The organism is Pseudomonas sp. Marseille-Q5299 (assembly GCF_943737035.1).
In the GTDB taxonomy this organism is placed as follows: Bacteria; Pseudomonadota; Gammaproteobacteria; order Pseudomonadales; family Pseudomonadaceae; genus Aquipseudomonas; species Aquipseudomonas putida_E.
On record NZ_CALSFR010000007.1, the window covers coordinates 141006 to 163175 of the forward strand.

A 22170-nucleotide genomic window follows, 5' to 3' on the forward strand; every position below is an offset into this window, starting at 1 on the left:
ATCATTAACAATATTATCCATTAACAATAACAAAGGATATCTGCACTCATGAAAGCGCCTATAGCACGTCCCCCAGCAAACCGGGTCGCATCACCAGGCCCGCACCCGACAAATCCCGATGCCCGGTCAGTGCAGGAGGCAGCATGATGAACCTTCGCAGAGGATTGCTTGGACTGCTGCTTGGCGTTTGCACGGGCCTTGCCCAGGCTGCCAGTTACGCTCCGCCCCCGCTCAAGCTCGAACCCCTGGCGCGCTTTACGGTGGACCTTGTCGCGCCGGTGTGGGAGCTGGGCGAAACCAGCGCGCAGGGCAAGCGGCGTATCATCCCGATCACAGGCGGCCGTTTCGAGGGGGCCAGGCTCAAGGGCACCATCCTCAATAACGGCGCGGACTGGCAGATTGTCAGCCCCGAGGGTGTGGCGATCATCGACACCCGCTACCTGCTGCAGACCGACGATGGTGCACTGATCTACCTGCGTACCGAAGGCTACCGTTACGGGCCGGATGCGGTCATGAAGAGGGTGGCCGCGGGCGAAGACGTCGATCCCAGCCTGTACCAGTTCCGCATCACCCTGCGTTTCGAGACATCCGCGCCCCAATACGCATGGCTCAATCGTACGGTCGGCGTGGGTAGCGCAATGCGCTTGGGCAATGCAGTGGTCTACGACGCGTTCGAGGTGAAATAGTTATCTATAAAACTATGCTCTTCTGAACACTGTGCGTCGCTGAATCAAGGCGGAGAAAGCCTGCGTGACCGAAATGGCGAAGCAAACCGGTCTGCCCGCCAGCTAACTAAGGCGCACAGCCTATGGCTTGGACTCGCGCCAACCCAAGCTTTACGCAGAATAGGGTAGACATCTCGCAAGGTTGTGCTGCTACTTTCATTTCTGCTTAGCCCACTGGCATTGGGGCCCGGCAGCTTGTGAAAAGATCCAGGGATGACTCGTAGACCAGCGTGTTCACCTTCAGCAGCCCCAGCACGGAATGGAACAGGTTGTCTTGGCTGAGCGCAGCATCGCGCTTGGCCTGCAGGCAGCGGCCGTCGAGCTGTAACGCGCGTTGATAGCCCTCGGAGAACCAGGTGATCATCGGCACATGCTTCTGCTCCTCTGGTGCAAACAGATAGGGCGTTCCGTGAAGATAAATGTTGTATTCCCCAAGCGACTCGCCGTGGTCGGCCAGATAGATCATGGCGCTGTCTACCTTGTCCCCGTTGCGACGTAGCACGTCGATCAGGGTAGCCAGCACATGATCGGTGTAGGCGATGGTGTTGTCGTAGGCGTTGACAATGCTTTCCCGGCTGCATGTTTCAAGCGCATTGCTGTGGCATACCGGCGTGAATCGTTCGAACGCGCCAGGATAGCGCTTGAAATACTCAGGGCCGTGGCTGCCCATCTGATGCAGGACCAGAACGGTGTCCTTGTCGAGATGATCGATCAGTGGCTGCAGTCCTTGCAGCAGGATCTCGTCCCGGCATTCGTGGTCGGCGCACAGCAGTGAATCTTTGTTCTTGCTGACGTCTTGCCGCATGACGCGATCGCAGGTGCCCTTGCAGCCAGACTGGTTATCGCGCCATATAACCGCCAGGCCCGCACGCTTGAGCACGTCGAGCAGACCCTCCTGGTTTTTTGCCCGGGCCACGTCATAGTGCTTGCGGCCCATGTTGGAAAACATGCAGGGGACAGAAACTGCGGTTTCCGTGCCACATGAAGTGACATGGCTGAATGCGACCAGGCCGTCTTCCTTGTTCAACTCGGGAGTTGTATCCCGTGGATAGCCGAGGATGCCGAAGTTTGCCGCCCGCGCGCTCTCGCCCACGACGAGCACAGTAAGGGACTTGCGCGAGTGGCGCGCCCAACTGCCATCGAGTCGTGCGTCCTGCGCAATCGGCATGAAGGGTTGCTGCGCCGTCTTGAGTTCTTCGCGTGCATAGCTGATCGAAGCACCGATGACATTGCTCGGCACGATCATGAGGCGCAACTCGTGATGGTTGCGAAACAATGAAGACAAGCCCTTGTAGTTGAGGAGGCTGACGCCACCGATCAGCGATACGCAGAGCAGCACTGTCAGGCCTTTACCAACCAGCTCCTGAGGCCATGGACGGTAATGGATGGGCGTTTTCCAAAGGATGTAGCCAGGCAGCACGCCCAGCGCCAGCAGGTAGCCCAGCAAGGTTGTCGACAGCAGGGCCTGGACTTCGCTGGTATCGGTTTGCGCGACATTGCGGATCATGCCGACATCGATCAGTACGCCATATTGGTTCATGAAGTAGGCTGCACCCGCACTGATGATGAAGAGCAGTATGAGTGTCGGTTTCAATGTGCGACCGAACGTGAATAGTGTAATAAGCAGGTTGAATGCGCACGCTATCAACAGAGCGAAAGCGAACCGCATCATCATGCCCGATCCATTTGGCTCCGTAATGGAAACCAAATGCACCCAGAGCGGTGCATTGAATCCCATTAACAGAAAGACACTGGCAAGCATTGTTACCAAGGCAGGACGCACTGCTTTTATCTTGAACATAAAACCCTACGCAATCAAAACCGGGGCATCAACGCAGACTTGCGTTGGGGGCATGGGCGCGCAAGTTAGGGCATGTTCCGTGGCGTTTTTGTGAAAACGTCAGTGAAAAGATGTCTGTTCAAATGGCTACGGTACCAGGCCAAGCTCAAGGTCGACGGTGCTTGGTCGATGCTTAGGCGACATCACATTTTTTTCACAAGTTGATAACCTCAAGACCACGCTGAGCGACTTAGGATCCGTAGCGGCAACCTCGCTGAATGTTCAAGGGTCCGGACTGCAGATCTTGTAGCCATCACCGCGCACGGTATGCAGCAGTTTTTTAGCGAACGGCTTGTCCACGGCCTGCCTGATTTGATGGATATGGTTGCGGATACTGTCGCCTTTCCTATTGTGCCAGGTCGATCCCCAGAGCAACTCTTCAAGTGTCTTACGCTTGACGATGGCGGGGCTACTTCGCATCAGCAGTTCGAGTATCTTCAGATTGGCGGAACTGAGACTGACCAGCGTGTTCCCTCTATGGACTTCCAGCGTGTCCAGATCGAGTTCGAGATCAAGCAAGTGAAGCTTGCGGCCGTTATGTCCGGTACGCCGGTAAAGGATGGCTTCGAGCCGGGCAAGTATCTCGGCCATGGCGAAAGGCTTCACCACGTAGTCGTCGGCCCCTGCTTTGAAACCCATCAGCCGATCATCCAACTCATCTCGCGCGGTGAGCATGATGATGGCGGCCGGCGACTTGGAGCGCATGCGTAAAAGGTGGCAGATCTCGTTACCATCAATGCCAGGTAGCATTATATCGAGGATGATCGCGTCAAAGCATCCGGTCTCGGCCAGGTGCAAACCGGTCAGGCCATCACGTGCGCCCTCGACGGCGTGCCCCCTGAGTTCGAAAAAATCAACAAGGTTGTCATGGATGTCACAATTGTCTTCAACGATCAGCAGTTTCATTCGAGCGCTTTCCTAAAGGCCATGGCTAGCATTGTCAGGTGGGCTGGCCCAACAACGGGCTTGCATTTGATGTTCCTGGCAGTCGCTGGTGTGTCGACAAAATGTTAAGTATTCGTGAAAAGCCACGGCTTGTTAGTGAGAAGGCGTCACGGTTCTGGAATTGATTACATGAAAAGATTCTCATTACATGCAGTGCCTGTATCCCGCCCTTTTAACTTTAGACTTGCAGTCGGACTGCCGATTTTGGCCATGATGGCGATGCTTGCTTCCAACGTAACTACCATCGATTTCTATTTTGCGCGGATGTCCTATATTCCCGGTTTCGGGTTCTATGGCCGGCACAGTTACTGGCTGGAAACCGTGCTGCATGAACGTGTCAAACAGGTCGTCATCCTGTTTGCCCTGGTATTGATCGCCGGCCTGGTGGCCAGCTTGGTGAACCCGAAATTTCGGCTGTGGCAAAGACCGTTGGGCTACGCCGTTCTGACGATCGGGCTGTGCACCAGTATCGTGACGCCGCTCAAGGCACTGACCGAAGTGCAATGCCCGTGGAGCTTGCAGGCGTTTGGTGGCAGCGAACCTTATGTTCCCCTGCTAGCAGACCGCGTGGACTCGCCCAAGCCGGGCCGATGCTGGCCGGGCGGGCATGCCTCCACTGGATTTGGCCTCCTGGCCCTGTATTTCGCGTTGCGCGACCGCCATCCACGGGCCGGCCGGGTGGTTCTTGCCCTGGCCTTGGGACTTGGGACGCTGCTATCGGTGGGCAGGATGCTGCAAGGCGCGCACTTTCTTTCTCACAATGTCTGGACCCTGTTGATCGACTGGCTGATAGCGGTGTTGTGCTACCGATGGCTGCTCTATCGGCCGAGCGCTGATGGCATCGAAGAAACACCAGTGCGAGGAGGCGACGAGGTGCGCAGTGTGGAATGATCCCGCTCGGTTCGACGCAGACTTTTTTCACATCCGCTTCACCGCGCCCCAATCTGTCCGCACTTACAGTTCGAGCAATCGAGAAGTGCCAGCTTGAACGCGTTATCGGCACGCCAATCAGAAATCTCGCGGCATTCAGGGGCATTAGATGAGTATTTTGCGGTATTGGCAGCACACTGCCTGTATGGGGGCAGCTGTCTGTTTCGCGCTTGCGTTGCTGAGCGGATGTCAGAGCACCAGTCAGCGCCTACTGGCTGAAGGTTATCCCGCGCCCTTTGTCAGCGGCTTCGATGATGGGTGTGCAAGCGGTCGACAAGCGGCCGGAGCACTGGGTGAATTCCGAAAAAAGGTCAGCACCTACCTCCAAGACCCGCAATACGCTACGGGTTGGGACGATGGCTTTCGCCAGTGCCAGGCCAGTGCTGCCAGCGACATAGAGCGAAACTTGAAACTCGATAGCCAGGCGGATCGCGAATGGAGACATGAAAAGGCCCAAGCATGGGGCAGCACATTGAGAAAGTCGTCGAAAAAACCATGAACCGCCGCGCCCCTCCTTTCAGGTTTTTTTCACATGGGCTTCACTGTCGTGCCATGCATGCCTCCCTACAGTGCCGCGACTCATAGGGGCACGCGCCTGGTTGCTGCCTGCCTCGTCTACTTTTCGGAGCGACACCATGCAGCAAGGCATCATGCAGCGTCACGCTGTTCCTCAGCGTTCACAAGAACGCCGATTTCACGCAAGCAATCTGAAGAAAGCTGCGATAGGCGCTCTTATTGCGCTTGCTGCCGTTTCCACATGGTATGCCTCTCAAGCGCAGGTATTAGATGTAAGTAGTGCGAAGGAGATGCACGATAGCGGGATCTACACACAATGGGCCAAGGGCGAGGTGATGGTGCTGATCCGTCACGCCGAGCGCTGTGACCGCTCGCATAACGCCTGCCTGGATGACCCGGCGGGCATCACTGTCGCCGGTAGCCAGATGGCCACCGATGTCGGCAAGGGGCTTGCACGGCTTGGCCTGGAGAATGCCGAACTCCTGAGCAGCCCGAAAGTTCGCACTCAGCAGACGGCCCACTTCATCTTCGGCGGGCCGATTCTCACACAAGACTGGCTGAGCCAATGCAACAAGGGCTTCGCCGACGCCGCGCTTAGCCATAAGAACAGCGGGCGCAACCTGGTATTGATTACCCACAGCGGTTGCATCGACCAGCTGGAGCGGCACTTTAAAGTGGCTGGGGGAGAACGCTCCAGCGCTTACGCCAGCGCGCTGTTTATCTCTGTGGCCGATAAGGGCAAAGCACGCATTCTTGGACAGATGAACGCCAGTGTCTGGAACCACCTTGTTTCCAGCACAGGACTGTAAGCATGCAGCTTTCTCGCCGTACTGCCTTCTATGCGAGCAACCTGGGCATACCGCTGTTGCTGGCCGTGATCGTCTTCCCGCTATTCGATATAACTCACCTGGACCAACAGATCAGTAATTTGCTGCTCGATCCAGCGACCGGCCAATTCCCATTGCTGCACAATCAATGGTTCGAAAAAGCAACCCACAAGCTGCCACGCGTTCTGCCGAACTGGACAGGGGAACTGGCGATTATTGGCAGCCTGCTTTCCTTTGTCTGGCCGCTGAGCGCGAAGTTTCCTCACCTGGTCTCAAGCCGGCTTTTTCAAGCAACCCGCATCGGGACTGCTTTGCGATTTACCACACGTTATCGCAGAGACTTTTTCTATGTTGTGGTGACGTTCGCGGCATGCACTGGAGTGATCCACTACCTTAAGAGCCACACCGGCATCTACTGTCCAGTGGAGACAACTCTTTACGGCGGAGCAGCACCCCATAAGGAGTGGTTCACCCACTTCCATTGGCTGGATAAGGCCCCCGCTGGCCGGTGCTGGCCGGGCGGCCATGCCTCCAGTGCCTTTACGTTGTTGGCCGTTTATTTCGTGGCCCTCCGACACCGATGGCCGCATACACGCAAACTCCTGGTAGTCATCCTCTCGCTCGGCTTCGTGTACGGCACCACCCGTGTATTGCAAGGCTGGCACTATATGTCACATACCTTCTGGGCCGGGATTTTCGTCTGGCTAACTGCCTGGACGAGCGCATTGTTGTTTTACGGACGTCCCGCGTTGCAGATCGCACCACAGGAAATTGAAAGCCAGGCATCGATGGTCGTCATCGATGCTACTGAACCCTGAAGCAGTAAGTGGAAACGGTCTCTATGACTGGATGGCAGCCGGATCGAGATCGAGGTTTTTGCTCAGAACTCAAGGCGCACGATAAAACGTCAAGGGCGCTGACTTTTTCGCCGAACAATGCACTAGTGTACTGTCTCAAAAATAAATATCTCTGTTCTAGCTACGCTTCCAAAGATCCGTGCTCTATGGGGCGATGTCACGGGCGCCAATGGTATGTATCGATGCACACCGGGCAAGCTGGCGCGCTGCGCCCCTGCAGCGCGTGTCTGTTTGCTCGGCGCGTCATCGTTGCTATCACTCACGCCTGCTTGGCTGATTGATGGCTAGAGGATTGCGTCACTTCTTACCAGGAAGCATCGAGCTCAATACCTGCTTGGCTGTCTGGACCATGACGCTGGCCTGGTCCGGGTCGCCCTTGAACAAAGAGCCGGCGAGTTTCTTCGCCTGTTCGAGTTTGATATGAGGCGGCAAGGGCGGCACGTTGGGGTCGGTCTTGAACTCGATCAATACCGGCCGATCGGCGCTTAGCGCGCGTTCCCAGGCCGCTGCGACGTCATCTTCACGGTCGACGAAAATGCCCTCCAGGCCGATGGAGATGGCAAACAGGTGATAAGGCACGTCAGGGATCGTCTGGGACGCCTCGAACTTGGGATCGCCCTCCATCACACGTTGCTCCCAGGTGACCTGGTTGAGGTCCTCGTTATTGAACACCGCGCAGATCCATTGCGGGTTCTCCCACTGCTGCCAGTATTTGGCTACGGTAATCAGCTCGGCCAGGTTGCTCATCTGCATCGCGCCATCGCCGACCAGTGCCACCACCGGGCGCTGCGGATGGGCGAACTTGGCGGCAATGGCGTACGGTACCGCAGCCCCCATGCAGGCCAGGCCGCCTGACAGCGAGCACTGCATGCCTTGGCGAATTTGCAGGTCACGGGCATACCAGTTAGCGCAGGAACCGGAGTCGCTGGTCACCAGGGTGTTGTCGGGTAGGCGAGGGGACAGCTCGTACACCACGCGTTGCGGGTTTATTGGGTCCGCCTTGACCATTGCGCGTTTGGCCAAGGTCTTGTCCCAACGTGCACGCCAGCCTTCGACTTTCTTGCGCCAGCGGCGGTCGGATTTTGTCTCGAGCAATGGCAGCAATGCGCGCAAGGTCTCCCCGGCATCACCCACCAGGTTGACCTCCATCGGGTAACGCAGGCTTAGCATGTCTGGCTGAAGGTCGATCTGCACCCCACGGGCCTGGCCTTCTTTAGGCAGGAACTCGGAATAGGGGAACCCTGAGCCGATCATCAGCAAGGTGTCGCATTCGGCCATCAACTGGTAGCTCGGTTCGGTACCCAGCAAGCCGATGGCGCCGGTCACCCACGGCAGGTCATCGGGCAAGGCGGCCTTGCCCAGTAGCGCTTTTGCCACACCTGCGCCGAGTGTGTCGGCGATTTCGATGATCTCTTCGGTAGCCTGCAAGGCACCGGCTCCGACCAGAATGGCCACTTTGCGCCCAGCGTTGAGTACCTCGGCGGCACGCTGCAGGTCGCTGTCGTAGGGCACCACCTTGGGCTTGCTGTAACCAACGCCGGAATGCACGGTGCCATGGGCGCGGGCCGGCTCCTGGTAGGGCAGGTCCTGCAGATCATTGGGCAGGATCACCGCCGTCACACGCCGTTCGCCGACGGCAGTGCGCACGGCGCGGTCGAGTAAATGGCGTACCTGCGAGGGTGTGGAGGCTTGTTGCACGAATGCACCGGCCACATCCTTGAACATCGACAGCAAGTCCAGTTCCTGTTGATAGTGGCCGCCCAAAGCCGCTCGGGCTTGCTGGCCGACGATGGCCAGCACTGGCATGTGGTCCATCCGGGCGTCATACAGCCCGGTGAGCAAGTGCGATGCGCCAGGCCCGGAGGTGGCAATGCACACGCCCAGTTCACCGGTGAACTTGGCATGGGCGCAGGCCATGAATGCTGCCATTTCCTCGTGGCGGGCCTGGATGAATTCAATCTTGCCGTTGGCCCGGCTCAACGCGCCGAATACACCGTTGATACCGTCGCCGGGGTAGCCGAAGATGCGCCGCACCCCCCATTGATACAAGCGCTCTACCAGAAAGTCGCCTACCGTGCCTGCCATTGCCTTCTCCCGTTCGCTGGTCGATAGGGGTCTGGACTTGGCGCGGTTTACGAAAGTTTCAACTGAAATGCTTGCCTGCGCGGGTCAGCCGCCGTTTCAAGCGTTTTGGTCCTGGACCTTGAGTCGCACTGACCTGGCGTCTTCAGGGGCAGTCAGCAAGGTCAGACGATGAAGTTCACCAATCTGTTAGGTACCACTATCATTCTCTCAGCGCCTTCCAGATATTTGCTCAACACCGCATCGCAGAGTGCCTGGCGACGGATCGTGTCATGGTCGGCGTCTGCCTGGACGAGGATTTCCCCACGCAGCTTGCCATTGACCTGCACCATCATCCTCACTTCATCCCGTTTCAGCGCTTCGCTGTCTGGGGTCGGCCAGGCACTGTCATAGATCGCGCCAGGGAACGCCAGCTCTTCCCATAGTACTTGGGAAATATGCGGCGTCACCGGATGCAGCACCTGGAGGAGAATGGACATGGTCTCCCGGCAGACTTGGCGGCCAGCGCCGCGGGCTCCTTCGAGCACCTTGAGCATCTTCATCGCGCCCGATACGACGGTGTTGTACTGCAGGCGCTCATAATCGTAATTGATCTGTTGCAGCAAGCCATGGGTCTCGAAACGTACACGGCTAGCTTGCGCGGCATCCGTCGCCAGGTCGTCAACTTCGTTCCAGCGAGCTTGCTCGTCAACGGCAAAGTTCCAGAGACGGCGCAGGAAGCGATAAGCCCCTTCGACACCGCTGTCGCTCCAGATCGTGCTCTGGTCCGGAGGCCCTGCGAAAATGGTGAACAGGCGGGCGGTGTCCGCGCCGAATCGGTTGATGATCTCCTTGGGCTCGACCACGTTGTTCTTCGATTTGGACATCTTCTCCACGCCGCCCAGGCATACGGGCATGCCATCCTCGATCGCTGTGGCGTTGACCGGACGGCCCTTCTCATCGTAGTGAACCGATATCTCGGACGGGTAGAACCAGCGCCGGCTGCCGTCTTCGGCCTTGCGGTAGTAACTCTCCCGCAGCAGCATGCCCTGAGTGAACAGGTTCTTGAACGGCTCACTGAAGTCAACCAATCCCTCGTCGCGCATCGCCTTGGTCCAGAACCTGGCGTAGAGCAGGTGCAGAACCGCATGTTCGATGCCGCCGATGTACTGGTCGATGGGCATCCAGTAGCGATTGCCAGATCCGACCATTGCGGTATGGCAGTCCGGGTCGCAGTAGCGTATGAAGTACCAACTGGAGTCGACGAAGGTATCCATGGTGTCCGTCTCCCGAAGCGCGGGCGCGGCACAACGCGGGCATGCGACGTGGCGGAACGCATCATGCTGCTGAAGCGGGTTGCCACTGCCGTCGGGAATGCAGTCAGTCGGCAATACCACTGGCAGGTCTGCGTAAGGCACCGGAACATCGCCACAGCATTCGCAATGGATGATTGGAATCGGTGTTCCCCAGTAACGCTGCCGGGAGATGCCCCAGTCACGCAAACGCCAGGTGATGGTTTGCTCCCCGCATCCGCGCTCGACCAGGGCATCGAAGATCGCCAGGGACGCCTGCTCCACAGTGAGGCCATCGTACGCGCCTGAATTGATCAGGCGACCTTCCCGACTGGCATAGCGATCCGACCATGCGGCAGGGTCATAGGCCGCCCCTTCGACAGTGATGACGGGGCGCACGGGCAAGCCGTACTGCCGTGCAAAGTCGAAATCACGCTCATCGTGGGCCGGCACTCCCATCAAGGCGCCTTCGCCGTACTCATCGAGCACATAATTGGTGATCCAGACGGCGACTGGCTCGCCAGTCAATGGGTGCTCGACGTGCAAGCCGCTCGGGATGCCGAGCTTCGCTTGTGCACCAGCGGCAGGGCTGGCCTGTGCTGACTGCCGACACGCCTGCACCTGTAGTTCGAGCCCAGGCTCGAGCGCGATGGCTCGCTGGGCCAGGGGATGATCAGGGGAAACAGCGCAGAAAGTCACACCCATCAGCGTTTCGACGCGCGTGGTGAATACCCACAGCTTGCCCGCGTCGATCAACTGCCCGCTGGCATCTTCGATCGCGTGGAGGAAGGCCAGGCGCGTGCCACTGGCCTTGCCAATCCAGTTGCGTTGCATGCTGCGAACCATGTCCGGCCAGCCTTCCAGGGTATCGATAGCCGACAGCAGCTCTTCGCCATACTGCGTAATGCGCAGGTAGTAGCCGGGAATCTCGCGCTTCTCCACCAGTGCCCCTGATCGCCAGCCCCGTCCATCTACCACTTGCTCATTGGCCAGCACGGTTTGGTCGATGGGGTCCCAGTTGACGATCTGGGTTTTCTTGTAGGCCACGCCCTTTTCCAGCAGCTTCAGGAAGAACCACTGGTTCCACTTGTAGTATTGCGGATCGCAGGTGGCAATTTCCCGCGACCAGTCGAACGCCAGGCCGAGCGGTTGCATCTGGGATTTCATGTCGGCGATGTTCATTCGAGTCCATTCGGCTGGAGGCACGCCCGACTGCATGGCGGCGTTTTCCGCCGGAAGGCCGAATGCATCCCACCCCATTGGCATCAGGACGTTGTAGCCCTTCATCCGCAAGTGGCGGGCCAGCATGTCATTGATCGTATAATTGCGCACATGGCCCATGTGCAGCTTCCCGGAAGGGTATGGCAGCATGGAGCAGGCATAGAATTTTGGCCGGCTTTGGTCTTCGACAGCCTTGAAGACTTCATCGCGAAGCCATTTGGCCTGAACCGTGCTTTCGACCCAGGCGGGATCATACTGCTGTCGCATAGACGCTCCTCGAAGTTACTGGCGCCGAGTGGCAATCAACCGCTCGACTCATGCGTTTTTGTTGGATATCACTCGGCCTTCTGAATTTCATCTGCCGCCGGTGCGAGGGATTAGGGCAATCTGACAGAGATCGGATTTGAACAGTCTTCTGACTCTGGGCGGCCTCCCGCCAACCAGCCACGGGGCCACACACTGAAGGCCCGAGGCGGCTTGTATTTGGCCTTCAGCGACCTGTTAGCGTGAAGAGCCTGACCTGCTTTTAAGTTCTGGTCAGTGTCGATAGTGAGTGATTGGTTGGTGAGGTTGAATATGGTCAAGGCCTAACTTTAATGTCAAGCGTTTCTTTCAAGGGTTTGTGGGGGTTGAATAGTGGCGCCGAATTAGCTGTCAGAAAATTCGCAGGAATATGTAAAATTAATTCACGCAATGTTTGTTGTGCTGCGATTCTGGATATCCCTATGATTTCAGATGTAGAGGGTTGTTAGTCCGAGTAGCCATTAGGGTAGATGGCGTCTAATTGTTGTATGTATTGCCCGGCATGCTATCGATGGTGACAAATTCATGGCGTTTATCATCTTCACCATGGGTTCTGCCAAGTATCCATATGTTGATTTGGCATCACGGGCGGCAATGAGTTTGTAAATGGCCTTTCCGACCGAGCTCGCTATTTTTTACAGGCTATCCGGATCCCCAAAGAACATCTGAATCCGCGACCTTAACCAGCGCTCCGCCGGGTCATTGTCCTGCGCCCCTCGCCAGGCCATGTGCAACTCGAAGCTGCGCACCGCTATCGGCAGGTCTTCAGCCCGCAACCCGCCCGCCGCAGTCAGCGCATCAGCGGTGTAATCGGGCACCGTGGCAACGATGTCGGTCCCCGCCAGCAGGCTGCCCAGGCCGTTGAATTGCGGCACGGCCAGGACCACATGGCGCTTGCGGCCGATCTCTTCCAGCGCTTCGTCGATGAAACCGGACAAGTCACCTGCGAACGACACCAGTGCATGCGGCCGTGCGCAGAAGTCATCGAGGGTGATGCTGCCCGGCACGCTGTCGGCGCGCAGCAGCTTGGGCATGCTGCGGCGCAGCACCTTGCGCTTGGCGTTGGCGGGCAGTTCGCTGGTGTAGCTCACCCCCACCGAGATTTCGCCGGAGGCCAGCAGGGTAGGCATCAGCAGGTAATTGACCCGGCGCACTACCAGCACGATGCCGGGTGCCTCGGCGCGGATGCGCTTGAGCAGCTGCGGCAGCAGGGCGAATTCGGCGTCGTCCGACAGGCCGATGCGGAACACCGCGTTGCTGGTGGCCGGGTCGAACTCGGCGGCGCGGCTGACCGCGGTGGAGATGGAATCCAGCGCCGGCGACAGCAGGGCGAAGATTTCATGTGCCCGCGCTGACGGCTCCATGCTGCGGCCCGTGCGCACGAACAACGGGTCGTCGAACAGGTTACGCAGGCGCGACAGCGCCGCGCTGATCGCCGGCTGGCCGAGGAACAGCTTCTCGGCGGCACGGGTCACGCTACGCTCATGCATCAGGGTTTCGAACACGATCAGCAGGTTGAGGTCTACGCGACGCAGGTCGTTTCGATTCATCGGTGCGCTTCGCCTAAAGTGGGGCAGGGGTGAATCTTAAGGCCAAAGGCTGTTAACCTGCACCGATTTGTGGGGCCGATGCACAGAAATGTGAGGTGCCCAATCGATGACAGGCATGTCGACTATTAATAGCCACTGATGGTCTAACGGCAAAAGCCCGGATAAAGTCCGTGGTAATACGAGATTCACAAAGGCGAGGTATGCGATGTCCCGCATGATCCGGTTCCACAAGTTCGGCGCTGCCGAAGTGCTCCGCTGCGAGGAGCAGGCCGAACCGTCAGCTGCTGTCGGCGAGGTGCAGATCCGCGTCGAGGCCATTGGCGTGAGCTGGTACGACGTGCTTTGGCGGCAGAACCTGGCGCCGTCCCAGGCCCGCCTGCCAGCGGGTATCGGCCACGAGATGGCCGGCGTGGTGACTGCGGTGGGTGAGGGTGTCGATGACATTGCAGTGGGCGACCGGGTGGCCAGCTTCCCGGCTACCAGCGCCAATGATCACCCGGTGTATGGGGATGTGATCGTCCTGCCGCGCACGGCGATTACCCGTTACCCGGACATCCTCACACCGATCGAAGCCAGTGTGCATTACACGCCACTGCTGATCGCCTACTTCGCTTACGTCGACCTGGCCAGGGCCAAGGCCGGGCAGACCGCGCTGGTCACCGATGCCAGCCATTGCGCAGGGCCCGCCTTCGTGCAGCTGGGCAAGGCCTTGGGGCTCAAGGTGTTCGCTGCCACCAAGGAGCCGGAGCAGCGCGACTACCTGCTGGGCCTGGGCGCTGACAAGGTGATCGTCACCGAAGAGCAGGACTTGCTCCTGCAGGTGGGCAAGTACACCGACGGGCGCGGTGTGGACATGGTCCTGGACGGTATGGGTGGCCCGCAGATGTCACTGCTCGGCGATGTGCTTGCGCCACGTGGCAGCCTGGTGCTTTATGGCCTGCAGGGTGGTAACCAGACACCATTCCCGGCCTGTGCGGCGTTCCAGAAGAACATCCAGTTCTACGTTCACTGCATCGGTAACTTCACCGGCAAGCCGGAACTGGGCATTAGCCAGGACCAGGTTGCGCTGCAGCGTGCCCTGCGTGATATCAACCAGTTCACGGCAGACCAGTTGCTGACACCGCAGATCATCAAGGTGTATCCGTTTGATCAGGTGGTTGAAGCGCACCGGTATATGGATGAGTGTCCTTGTGGCGGCAGAGTGGTGCTGGACTTGGCGGCGGGCTGATATACGCTGGATCTAAAGGAAACCCGGGCTTGGCTCGGGTTTTTTTTCGAGTGTTCACAGCTTGATGGTCCTCCCCGACAATCCGTGAATAGTCTCTTGCTAGGACTTTTCCTACGATTAACTAGTATCCGTCCTACATAAAAAAATATTGCCACCTCGCGTGCATGCAAATGCCTTGAAAAGTCTTTCTCTTTGAAAACTTCCCCGTGTCGAGCGCACAGTGAGTTGCCATTCGGCTGAATGGTTTTTTTACCGGCGTCTGTATCTGTTAATCGTTGAGCAACGCTTGATAATGGCGTAATGATGCTTTACGCAAGGAGCGTGCAATGGAGAAGATCAACCCTGGTTTCTGGTGTTTTGGCGCGGCGGAGGGCTCACGCAGGGGTTCATTTCTCTCAATGGCATGGCGACAGTAATTCGTCACTTCAATTTCTCTTAAAGTTTTGTAGGAAATTTCTTCAGGCTTGATTCGCCACCTATTGATTCATGAAAAAGTGCATTGTTGGCGGTGGAAAGAATGAAGTAGTGAGGTGACATGTGAGCAATATCCACGACCAAGCTATGCACCATATTTACCAACAGGTGCTGGATCGCGTGTTGGGCCATATGTCCCAGGTCCAGCGCGCCTCTTTGCAGCTGTTGGTCCAGCGTTTGCTGGTAGCCGCAGGTGGCCCGGAATATATCGGTACGTTCAGGTTGCTCGTGCTGCTAGGCGCAGACTGCCATAGCGCCCGGCTGCTGGCGGTCTTGCGTGCGGCCCAGTTGAGCATTGCCCAGCGTGCACCTGTCACCTTTCAGTTGCAGGTAGTGGCGGTGTGCTTACCTGCGGCCAGCAACGCGCTTCTTGAGCAACATGAGCGTGTGTTCAGTACCTTGTTTCTGCATGACGATCCACGGGTGCAGCTCCAGATGCTCGAAGCCGGGCAGGTGGTTTCGTTCAGCCGAAGGCCCTATCTGGCGGTCGAACCCTGGGCGCTGGCGCGCGACGCCTTGCTTGTGTTCGGCCATCTTGTCGATGCGCGGCCCGAAGCACTTTTGGGCAGTCGCATGCACCTGGAACTGGGTGCAGCGCTGTGTCTGGCGCTTGACGGCCAGCCGGCAGTCGATGCAATGGTCACCGCCATGCCTGCGCGACAGCGCCTGCGTTACCTGGCGTGGGCCCGCAGGGGGCTGCGCCAGGCCGGTGACGGAGGGAGGGCGAACCTGCATCAGTGCATGGCGACGCTTGCCGAGCGGTTGAGTCAGTTGCACAACACTGCCGGCACTTCGCTTGGCGAGCCGGAAAAACCGGTTACCGAGCGTCACTCGGACCTTCCGGTCAGGCTGATTACCCTCGACGACCTGTTGCCCCAGCTACTGAGTGAAGGTGAGCTGGACTTGATGATGGAGTGCCACTTCGAGCCTGTGCAGAAGGCCATGCCACTGGCCAGTTTTCTCGACCCGCTGGCGTTGGCCCAGTTGCATGAGCTGCGGTCGCGCTGCAATGCTCCTGTTGAGTCAGGCCCGGCGCCGCGTCTGCATTGCGAAAGGGCGCTAGCACAGGCATCGCAGCAAAGCCGTTTTGCCAAGGCCTATGGCCTTGAGCACACTCAGCTCGTTTGCATGTTCCACAGCCCATTCGCCAACAAGGGGCGCAGGTTGGAGCGCTTTCTGCAATGCTGCCACGCCGATATGCTGGTGGCACTGCCTTATCTGCATCGCGTCATGCAGGGCAAACCTTGTCCCGATCCCGTCAAGGATTGGTTGGTAAACATCAGTGGTTTGTCCCTTGCTCAATTGCGAGCTATTTACGAAGGGCGTTTGCATCACAGCGCCTGGCCCTTGCTGGCAAACCTGGCACGGCGTGATGTGCATCTGGCGTTACTGGCCTGCCGGCCCGCTGCTGGTTTGACTGCCTGTGGGGGCTTACCTGATGGGGCGTGAATTCGCTTACCAGTCGGTGTATCGATATCTGCAAGCGCTTATCGATGAGGCCGCGCGGGGAGGGGAGCGCCGTTTGCCCTCACTGCGTGCCCTGTCGCGGCACCTGCGCGTTTCACTGGCCACTGTACAAACAGCCTACGGGTTGTTGGAACATGAAGGGCGGGTGCTGTCGGTGCCTAAATCCGGGTACTTTGTGCCGGCCGGTGCCATCACCGGCGTGACGGCCACTGCAGAGTCGGACCAGGCCATGCTGGCGCATCCGGCGATGGAGCGTGCGTTGTTCGCTCACGAAAGACGGCTGGCGCGACAGCGTGCACGTTCATTGCCCGGTACCCAGAGCTCGGGAGAGGTTCGCCTGCGGCATGTATTGGCCGAACGTTACACTCGATCGTCCCGGCAATCCTGGCGTGCTGAAGATGTGCACCTGGGGCCCGACATGCAGGCTTTGCTGGAAACGCTGCTCGAAGCATTGGCGTTGCATGGCAGCACGGTGCTGGTCGCATCGCCGTGCTGCTGGCGTTTGCTGAGGGTTTTGCAGCGCTTTGGCTTGCATGTGCTGGAGATGCCCGTCGACAACCACGGCAGCCCTGACCTCGGCAGCCTGGCTCGCTTGTTGGGGCGTGAGTCGGTGCGCATGATGGTCATGCCGTCATGCCTTGGCATGCCTACGGGGCGGTTGATGTCGCAACAGGACCAGCGGCAGATTGCCCATTTGCTGGCCTCGCATCCTGTCTGGCTGCTGGAAAACGATCTGGACAGCGAGCACTGTTTCGACACCCCTCCGGGGGCACGTTTGCGTGACTGGGTCGACCAGCGGTGGCTGTTGGTGCTGGGGTCGCTGCAAGCGTTGGTCGGTGCCGAGGCCCCCTATGCGTATGTGCTGGGCCTGCATGGCACCCTTGGCGAAAGGTTTTCCCGACGAGCCTTCCAGCTACCTCCTGTGCGTCAGCAGGCCTTGGCGCAGATGCTCAGCAACGGCGAGGTCGACGGGCAATTGAGCCGACGTCGGCTGGAGCTGCGCAAGCGTATGGAGCATTTATGCCATCAACTCAATGTTTGCCTGGGCGGGAAGCTGGCCTTTGACATGCCTGACGGGGGGTATGTCCTGTGGGTGCGCATGCTTGAGCCAATCGCCTTGGATCGCGTTTCGCCAGCTTTGTCTGGTCCGGCCTTGCAAGTACTGGCAGGTGCGCGGTTCAGCGTGCAGGGGCGTTATCAGCACTACCTGGCGCTCACCTGGGCAGGCGACCGACCAGAAGCGCTGAGCGAGGCGCTCTACCGGTTGAAACAGGTGCTGGCGCCGCGTCGAGGACGGCAGGCTGGCAGCAAAAGCTGATCGCCAGCCCTGGCGTGTCACGTATCATGGCGCCCTGTTCATTCATATTCAGGAGCCTCTGCATGGGCACCCCACATTTTCGCCAACCTGTTCCCCAGGATGCCGAACGCTGCTACGAGATTGAAATTGGCGCGTACGAGGGGGATGAAGCCGCGACCCTTGAAAAGATCCGCACCCGTATCGCGCAGTACCCAGAGGGTTTCCTCCTGCTTGAGGTCGACGGCAAGGTCGTGGGCTTCATCAACAGTGGCTGTGCCCACGAGGTGGTGATGTCCGATGAGGCCTTCAAGGAGCTGGTAGGCCATGACCCGGCGGCCGCGAATGTGGTGATCATGTCCGTCGTGGTGGACCCGGCTTGTCAGGGCAAGGGTTACGCGAAATTGCTGATGAATACGTTCGTGCAGCGGATGGCTGCGCTCGAGAAGCGCACCATCCACCTGATGTGCAAGCAGCAGCACGTCGAGTTGTACCGCAAGATGGGCTACCAGTACGTGAAGCCATCGCCTTCGGACCACGGCGGCATGGCCTGGCATGAGATGGTCATGGCGCTCTGACGTGGCTCAAGCGCCATTGGTCGGTTGTTTGCCAGCCTGACCCACGGGGCTTGCCAGCAGGCGTTATCTGTATGTATAAACAGTGTCCGTTCCTGCTGCCCGACCCCGCCCTGTGATCGCCCATTCCGTCGACGACCCGCTCTACTACCTGCATAACTTCCGCCAGGTGCTGCTGTGGGTCGAACACCGCTATGCCGACCTGCTCGATACCCAGGAGCTGGCTTTCATCCATGCATTTGCCAGGATCGAAGAGCCAGCCCAGGCGCTGCTGGTGCGCATGGTGATGCGCAAGGGCGAGCTGTTTCGCAGTGACCGGCTGGACTATGCCGAGATCGGCGATACGCATGCGGCCTTGCAGCCACTGCAGGCGTTGGGCTGGGTGCGTGAACCCGAGCAGTTGAGCCTGGAACAGTTGTTCGCCCTGCTGCGCAAGGAGGAACTGGCCAGCGGTTTTGCAGGCCTTCTGAGCCGACCGCGTGCGGCCAAAAGCGATCTGCTCGCGCAACTTCAAGCCTTGGAGCTGGCGCCCAGGTCACTGTCCGATTGGTTCGTCAGTGCCCCGGTGGGCATCGTGCAGTGGTGCCTGCAGCCGCTGTGCGATCGCATGCGCCTGCTGTTCTTTGGCAACCTGTACCAGGACTGGTCCGATTTTGTCCTTGCCGACCTGGGCGTGCTGCGTTTCGAGCAAGTGCCATTCAGCCCCGCCTCGCGTGCCTTGCAGCAGCGCAGCGACGTTGATCTGGCCATGGCTTTGCACCAGTGCGCCGAGCGTCTGGAGTTGGCTGAGGCACCTGCGTCGATCCTTCAGGCGTTGGCGGGCTGGCGCAGCGACAACCCCTGGCTGGCCCGCCGTCACGCGCGCTTGCTGTTTGCCCTGGGCCAGCAGTGCGAGCGCCTTGGCGACTGGGACCTGGCATTGACGGTGTATGCCCAGAGCAGCCATGCCCAAGCGCGCATCCGCCAGGTGCGGGTGCTGGAGCGCAGCGAGCGCTGGCAAGAGGCGCATGCCCTGGCCCTGCACCTGGCCCAAACGCCTGCCAATGCCCTGGAAGTGCAGGCGCTTGAGCGCATGGTGCCGCGCCTGGTGCGCAAACTAGGCGGGCCGGCGCAGCGCCGGCGGCGTGCCACACCCGCGCAGGTGATCGAGCTCGAGCTGCCTCGCGAGCAGGCCGCGTTGGGTGTCGAGGAGGCTGTTCGGCAGCACCTGGCGCAAGCAGGCGGGCAGGTTCACTACGTCGAGAACACGCTGCTCACCAGCCTGTTCGGGCTGTTGTGCTGGGACGCGATCTTCGCCCCGATTCCCGGCGCGTTCTTCAACCCCTTCCAGGCTGCACCGCAAGACCTGCACGACTGCGACTTCCAGCAGCGGCGCGCCGTACAGTTCGATGCTTGTCTGGGCCGGCTCGACGACGGCTCGCATCAGCAGGCCATCCTCGACTGCTATGCCGCCAAGCAAGGGCTGCAATCGCCGTTCGTGTTCTGGCAGATGCTCAACCATGCCTTGCTCGTGCAGGCATTGGCCTGCCTGTCCGCGGCGCACCTCAAGCAGTGTTTCCTGCGCCTGTTGCAGGACATACGTAACAACCGCACCGGCATGCCTGACCTGATTCAGTTCTGGCCGGAGCAGGGGCGTTACCGCATGGTCGAGGTCAAAGGCCCGGGCGACCGCCTTCAGGACAACCAGTTGCGGTGGCTGGAATTCTGCGCCGAGCACGGCTTGCCGGTGGCTGTCTGTCATGTGCGCTGGAGCGAGGGCGAGTGAGCTATCGCGTGGCGGTGCGCGCTTTGTGTGAGTTCACTGCCAAGGCCGGTGACCTCGACCTGCGCTTCACGCCGTCGCCCACTGCCCAGGAGGGCATCGAGGGCCATCGCCGGGTGGTGGCCAGGCGGGCCGCCGGGTACGAGGCGGAGGTCGCACTCGAAGGCGCTTATCAGGGCTTGCAGGTGCGCGGCCGCGCCGACGGTTATGACCCCGCCGCAAACCGTCTTGAAGAGATCAAGACCTACCGTGGTGACCTGGCCCGCCAACCGGCCAATCATCGCCAACTGCACTGGGCGCAGGCCAAGGTCTATGCCTGGCTGCTGTGCCAGGCGCGGCAGTTGCCCGCCATCGAGGTGGCGCTGGTTTACCTGAACGTGGACAACGACGGCCAGACCTTGATCAGCGAGCATTACAGCGCCGTCGAGCTGCAAGCTTTTTTCGAAACCCAATGCCTGTGTTTTCTGGCCTGGGCCCAAGGGCAAACGCAGCGCCTGGCCGAGCGTGACCGCGGGCTGCAGAGCCTGGGCTTTCCTTACCCGCAGTTTCGCCAAGGCCAGCGGCAACTGGCCGAAACCCTGTACAAGGCGGTCAGCACCGGGCGCTGCCTGATGGCCCAGGCCAGCACCGGTATCGGCAAGACCCTCGGCACGCTGTTCCCGTTGCTCAAGGCCATGGTGCCGCAACAACTCGACAAAGTGTTTTTCCTGACCGCCAAGACCCCAGGCCGAGCACTGGCGCTGGATGCCCTGCAACAGATTACCCGGGCCACGCCGCAGCCCGCGCTGCGCACTCTGGAGCTGATTGCCCGCGACAAGGCCTGCGAGCACCCCGACAAAGCCTGCCATGGCGACGCCTGCCCATTGGCCCATGGCTTCTACGACCGCCTGCCGGCGGCGCGTGAGGCTGCTGCCCGGTTGCCGTTGCTGGACCGCGCGAACCTGCGCGAGGTGGCCCTGCAACACCAGGTCTGCCCGTACTACCTGGGGCAGGAAATGGCGCGCTGGGTCGATGTACTGGTGGCCGACTACAACTATTACTTTGACGCTCATGCCCTGCTGTTCGGCCTGACACAGGCCAACCAATGGCGCGTTGCGGTGCTGGTCGACGAGGCTCATAACCTGGTGGAGCGTGGCCGCGGCATGTACAGCGCCAGCCTCGACCAGGGGCAGTTGCTGGCGCTGCGCCAGCGCAAACCGCCAGGGCTGGCCAGCGTGCTGGACCGGCTGAACCGCCAATGGAATGCCTTGTACAAGGCGCAGCGAGCGCCTTATCTGGCCACCGAGCAGTTGCCGGACGCCTTTCTACGTGCGCTGCAGCAATGCATCGGGCTGATCCAGGAACGCTTGAACGAGTCGCCCGTCGAAGTGGATACACACATCCTGCAGTTCTATTTTCAGGCGCTGCAGTTCAACCGGGTTGCCGAGCTGTTCGATGAGCATTTCCTGTTCGATGTGAGCCTGCGCGAAGGCCCGCGCCAGCGGCGCCTGGCCACCTTGTGCCTGCGTAACGTAACGCCCGCCAAACTGCTCGGCCCGCGCATGCAGGCAGCGCGCAGCGTGACGTTGTTCTCAGCTACGCTCAGCCCCCGGCATTTCTACACCGACCTGCTCGGCATGCCACCGGATACAGCCTGGCTTGAAGTGGCGGCGCCGTTTCGCGCCGAACAGCTCGAAGTGCGCATCGCCAGCCAGGTCTCTACCCGTTATCACGAACGTCAGGCCTCGCTGGCACCGATCGTTGCGCTGATCGCCGAGCAGTACCAGCGCCAACCCGGCAACTACCTGGCGTTCTTCAGCAGTTTCGAATACTTGCAGCAAGTGCATGCGCTGCTGACCGAGCAGCACCCGGCGATAGCAGCCTGGGCCCAGGCGCCGGGCATGGACGAAGCCGCGCGTCAGGCCTTTCTGGCACGCTTTGCCGCCGACGGGCAGGGCGTTGGCTTTGCCGTGCTGGGCGGGGCTTTTGGCGAAGGCGTCGATCTACCGGGTACCCGGCTGATCGGTGCATTCGTCGCCACCCTCGGGTTACCCCAGGTCAACCCGGTCAACGAACAGTTCAAACAGCGGCTGGGCCGCCAGTTCGGCGCTGGTTTCGACTACGTCTACCTGTACCCCGGCGTACGCAAGGTGATCCAGGCTGCAGGCCGGGTGATTCGCGGCGATCAGGACCGCGGCGTGCTGGTGTTGATCGATCAGCGCTTCGCCGAGCCGCATGTGCAGCAGATGTTCCCCAGCTGGTGGCAGATAGCCCGCGAATAATCCTCGGCAAGGCCTTCGCACCTCGTTGCAACTCCCAGTACA

Annotated in this window: 16 protein-coding genes; 11 read left to right on the top strand and 5 right to left on the bottom strand. The window is 59.7% G+C overall.

All coding sequences use genetic code 11. The features are described 5' to 3' along the window. Positions 1-143: 143 nt before the first annotated feature. Positions 144-686 carry a DUF3237 domain-containing protein gene (locus tag NGJ21_RS19800; RefSeq protein ID WP_115274563.1) on the top strand — a complete coding sequence of 181 codons (543 nt, stop codon included), beginning with the start codon at positions 144-146 and terminating at the stop codon, positions 684-686. A gap of 205 nt (positions 687-891) precedes the next feature. On the opposite strand, the gene NGJ21_RS19805 is transcribed toward NGJ21_RS19800, so the two are convergent. Both NGJ21_RS19805 and NGJ21_RS19810 read right to left on the bottom strand, forming a co-directional pair. Next, positions 892-2526 (bottom strand): phosphoethanolamine transferase, encoded by a 1635-nt coding sequence (locus NGJ21_RS19805; protein WP_251962548.1) that lies wholly within the window; start codon positions 2524-2526, stop codon positions 892-894. A gap of 261 nt (positions 2527-2787) precedes the next feature. Continuing rightward, positions 2788-3471 (bottom strand): response regulator transcription factor, encoded by a 684-nt coding sequence (locus tag NGJ21_RS19810; protein WP_251962549.1) that lies wholly within the window; start codon positions 3469-3471, stop codon positions 2788-2790. 168 nt (positions 3472-3639) lie between these two features. Here NGJ21_RS19810 and NGJ21_RS19815 point away from each other — a divergent pair, with 168 nt between their 5' ends. From NGJ21_RS19815 to NGJ21_RS19830, 4 genes are all read left to right on the top strand, one after another. Further along, positions 3640-4401 carry a phosphatase PAP2 family protein gene (locus NGJ21_RS19815; protein WP_069974011.1) on the top strand — a complete coding sequence of 254 codons (762 nt, stop codon included), beginning with the start codon at positions 3640-3642 and terminating at the stop codon, positions 4399-4401. 148 nt (positions 4402-4549) lie between these two features. Continuing rightward, a complete protein-coding gene (locus NGJ21_RS19820; protein ID WP_196996485.1) occupies positions 4550-4939 on the top strand; it encodes a hypothetical protein in 390 nt (129 codons plus the stop codon). A 136-nt stretch (positions 4940-5075) separates the two neighbouring features. Further along, entirely contained in the window at positions 5076-5765 is a 690-nt protein-coding gene (pmrG, locus tag NGJ21_RS19825; protein ID WP_046785860.1) for a lipopolysaccharide core heptose(II)-phosphate phosphatase PmrG, read from the top strand. A gap of 2 nt (positions 5766-5767) precedes the next feature. Continuing rightward, positions 5768-6601 carry a phosphatase PAP2 family protein gene (locus tag NGJ21_RS19830; RefSeq protein ID WP_251962550.1) on the top strand — a complete coding sequence of 278 codons (834 nt, stop codon included), beginning with the start codon at positions 5768-5770 and terminating at the stop codon, positions 6599-6601. Between the two features lie 336 nt (positions 6602-6937). Here the strand turns inward: NGJ21_RS19830 and NGJ21_RS19835 are convergent, their stop codons facing one another. The 3 genes from NGJ21_RS19835 to NGJ21_RS19845 all read right to left on the bottom strand — a co-directional run bounded on the left by NGJ21_RS19835 (position 6938) and on the right by NGJ21_RS19845 (position 13067). Beyond that, positions 6938-8725, bottom strand: a complete 1788-nt coding sequence (locus tag NGJ21_RS19835; protein ID WP_251962551.1) for a thiamine pyrophosphate-requiring protein — start codon at positions 8723-8725, stop codon at positions 6938-6940. Positions 8726-8886: 161 nt separating this feature from the next. Beyond that, on the bottom strand, positions 8887-11481 hold the full coding sequence (leuS, locus tag NGJ21_RS19840) for a leucine--tRNA ligase (RefSeq protein WP_251962552.1): 2595 nt from the start codon (positions 11479-11481) through the stop codon (positions 8887-8889). 671 nt (positions 11482-12152) lie between these two features. Beyond that, entirely contained in the window at positions 12153-13067 is a 915-nt protein-coding gene (locus NGJ21_RS19845; protein WP_012314827.1) for a LysR family transcriptional regulator, read from the bottom strand. 205 nt (positions 13068-13272) lie between these two features. Between NGJ21_RS19845 and NGJ21_RS19850 the strand changes: the two genes are divergently transcribed. From NGJ21_RS19850 to NGJ21_RS19875, 6 genes are all read left to right on the top strand, one after another. Then, the gene (locus NGJ21_RS19850; protein ID WP_046785949.1) at positions 13273-14295 is read left to right on the top strand and encodes a zinc-dependent alcohol dehydrogenase family protein; all 1023 of its coding nucleotides are present in this window, start codon (positions 13273-13275) and stop codon (positions 14293-14295) included. A gap of 537 nt (positions 14296-14832) precedes the next feature. Next, positions 14833-16218, top strand: coding sequence for a hypothetical protein (locus NGJ21_RS19855; RefSeq protein WP_161870993.1), 1386 nt, complete (start codon positions 14833-14835; stop codon positions 16216-16218). Beyond that, a complete protein-coding gene (locus tag NGJ21_RS19860) occupies positions 16208-17554 on the top strand; it encodes an aminotransferase class I/II-fold pyridoxal phosphate-dependent enzyme (protein ID WP_174141898.1) in 1347 nt (448 codons plus the stop codon). The genes NGJ21_RS19855 and NGJ21_RS19860 overlap by 11 nt, the downstream gene beginning before the upstream one ends. A 62-nt stretch (positions 17555-17616) precedes the next feature. After that, on the top strand, positions 17617-18108 hold the full coding sequence (locus NGJ21_RS19865) for a GNAT family N-acetyltransferase (protein WP_115274579.1): 492 nt from the start codon (positions 17617-17619) through the stop codon (positions 18106-18108). Between the two features lie 112 nt (positions 18109-18220). Next, the gene (locus tag NGJ21_RS19870; protein WP_251962553.1) at positions 18221-19870 is read left to right on the top strand and encodes a VRR-NUC domain-containing protein; all 1650 of its coding nucleotides are present in this window, start codon (positions 18221-18223) and stop codon (positions 19868-19870) included. After that, a complete protein-coding gene (locus NGJ21_RS19875; protein WP_237858638.1) occupies positions 19867-22128 on the top strand; it encodes an ATP-dependent DNA helicase in 2262 nt (753 codons plus the stop codon). Before NGJ21_RS19870 ends, NGJ21_RS19875 begins: the two co-directional genes overlap by 4 nt. Positions 22129-22170 lie beyond the last annotated feature (42 nt).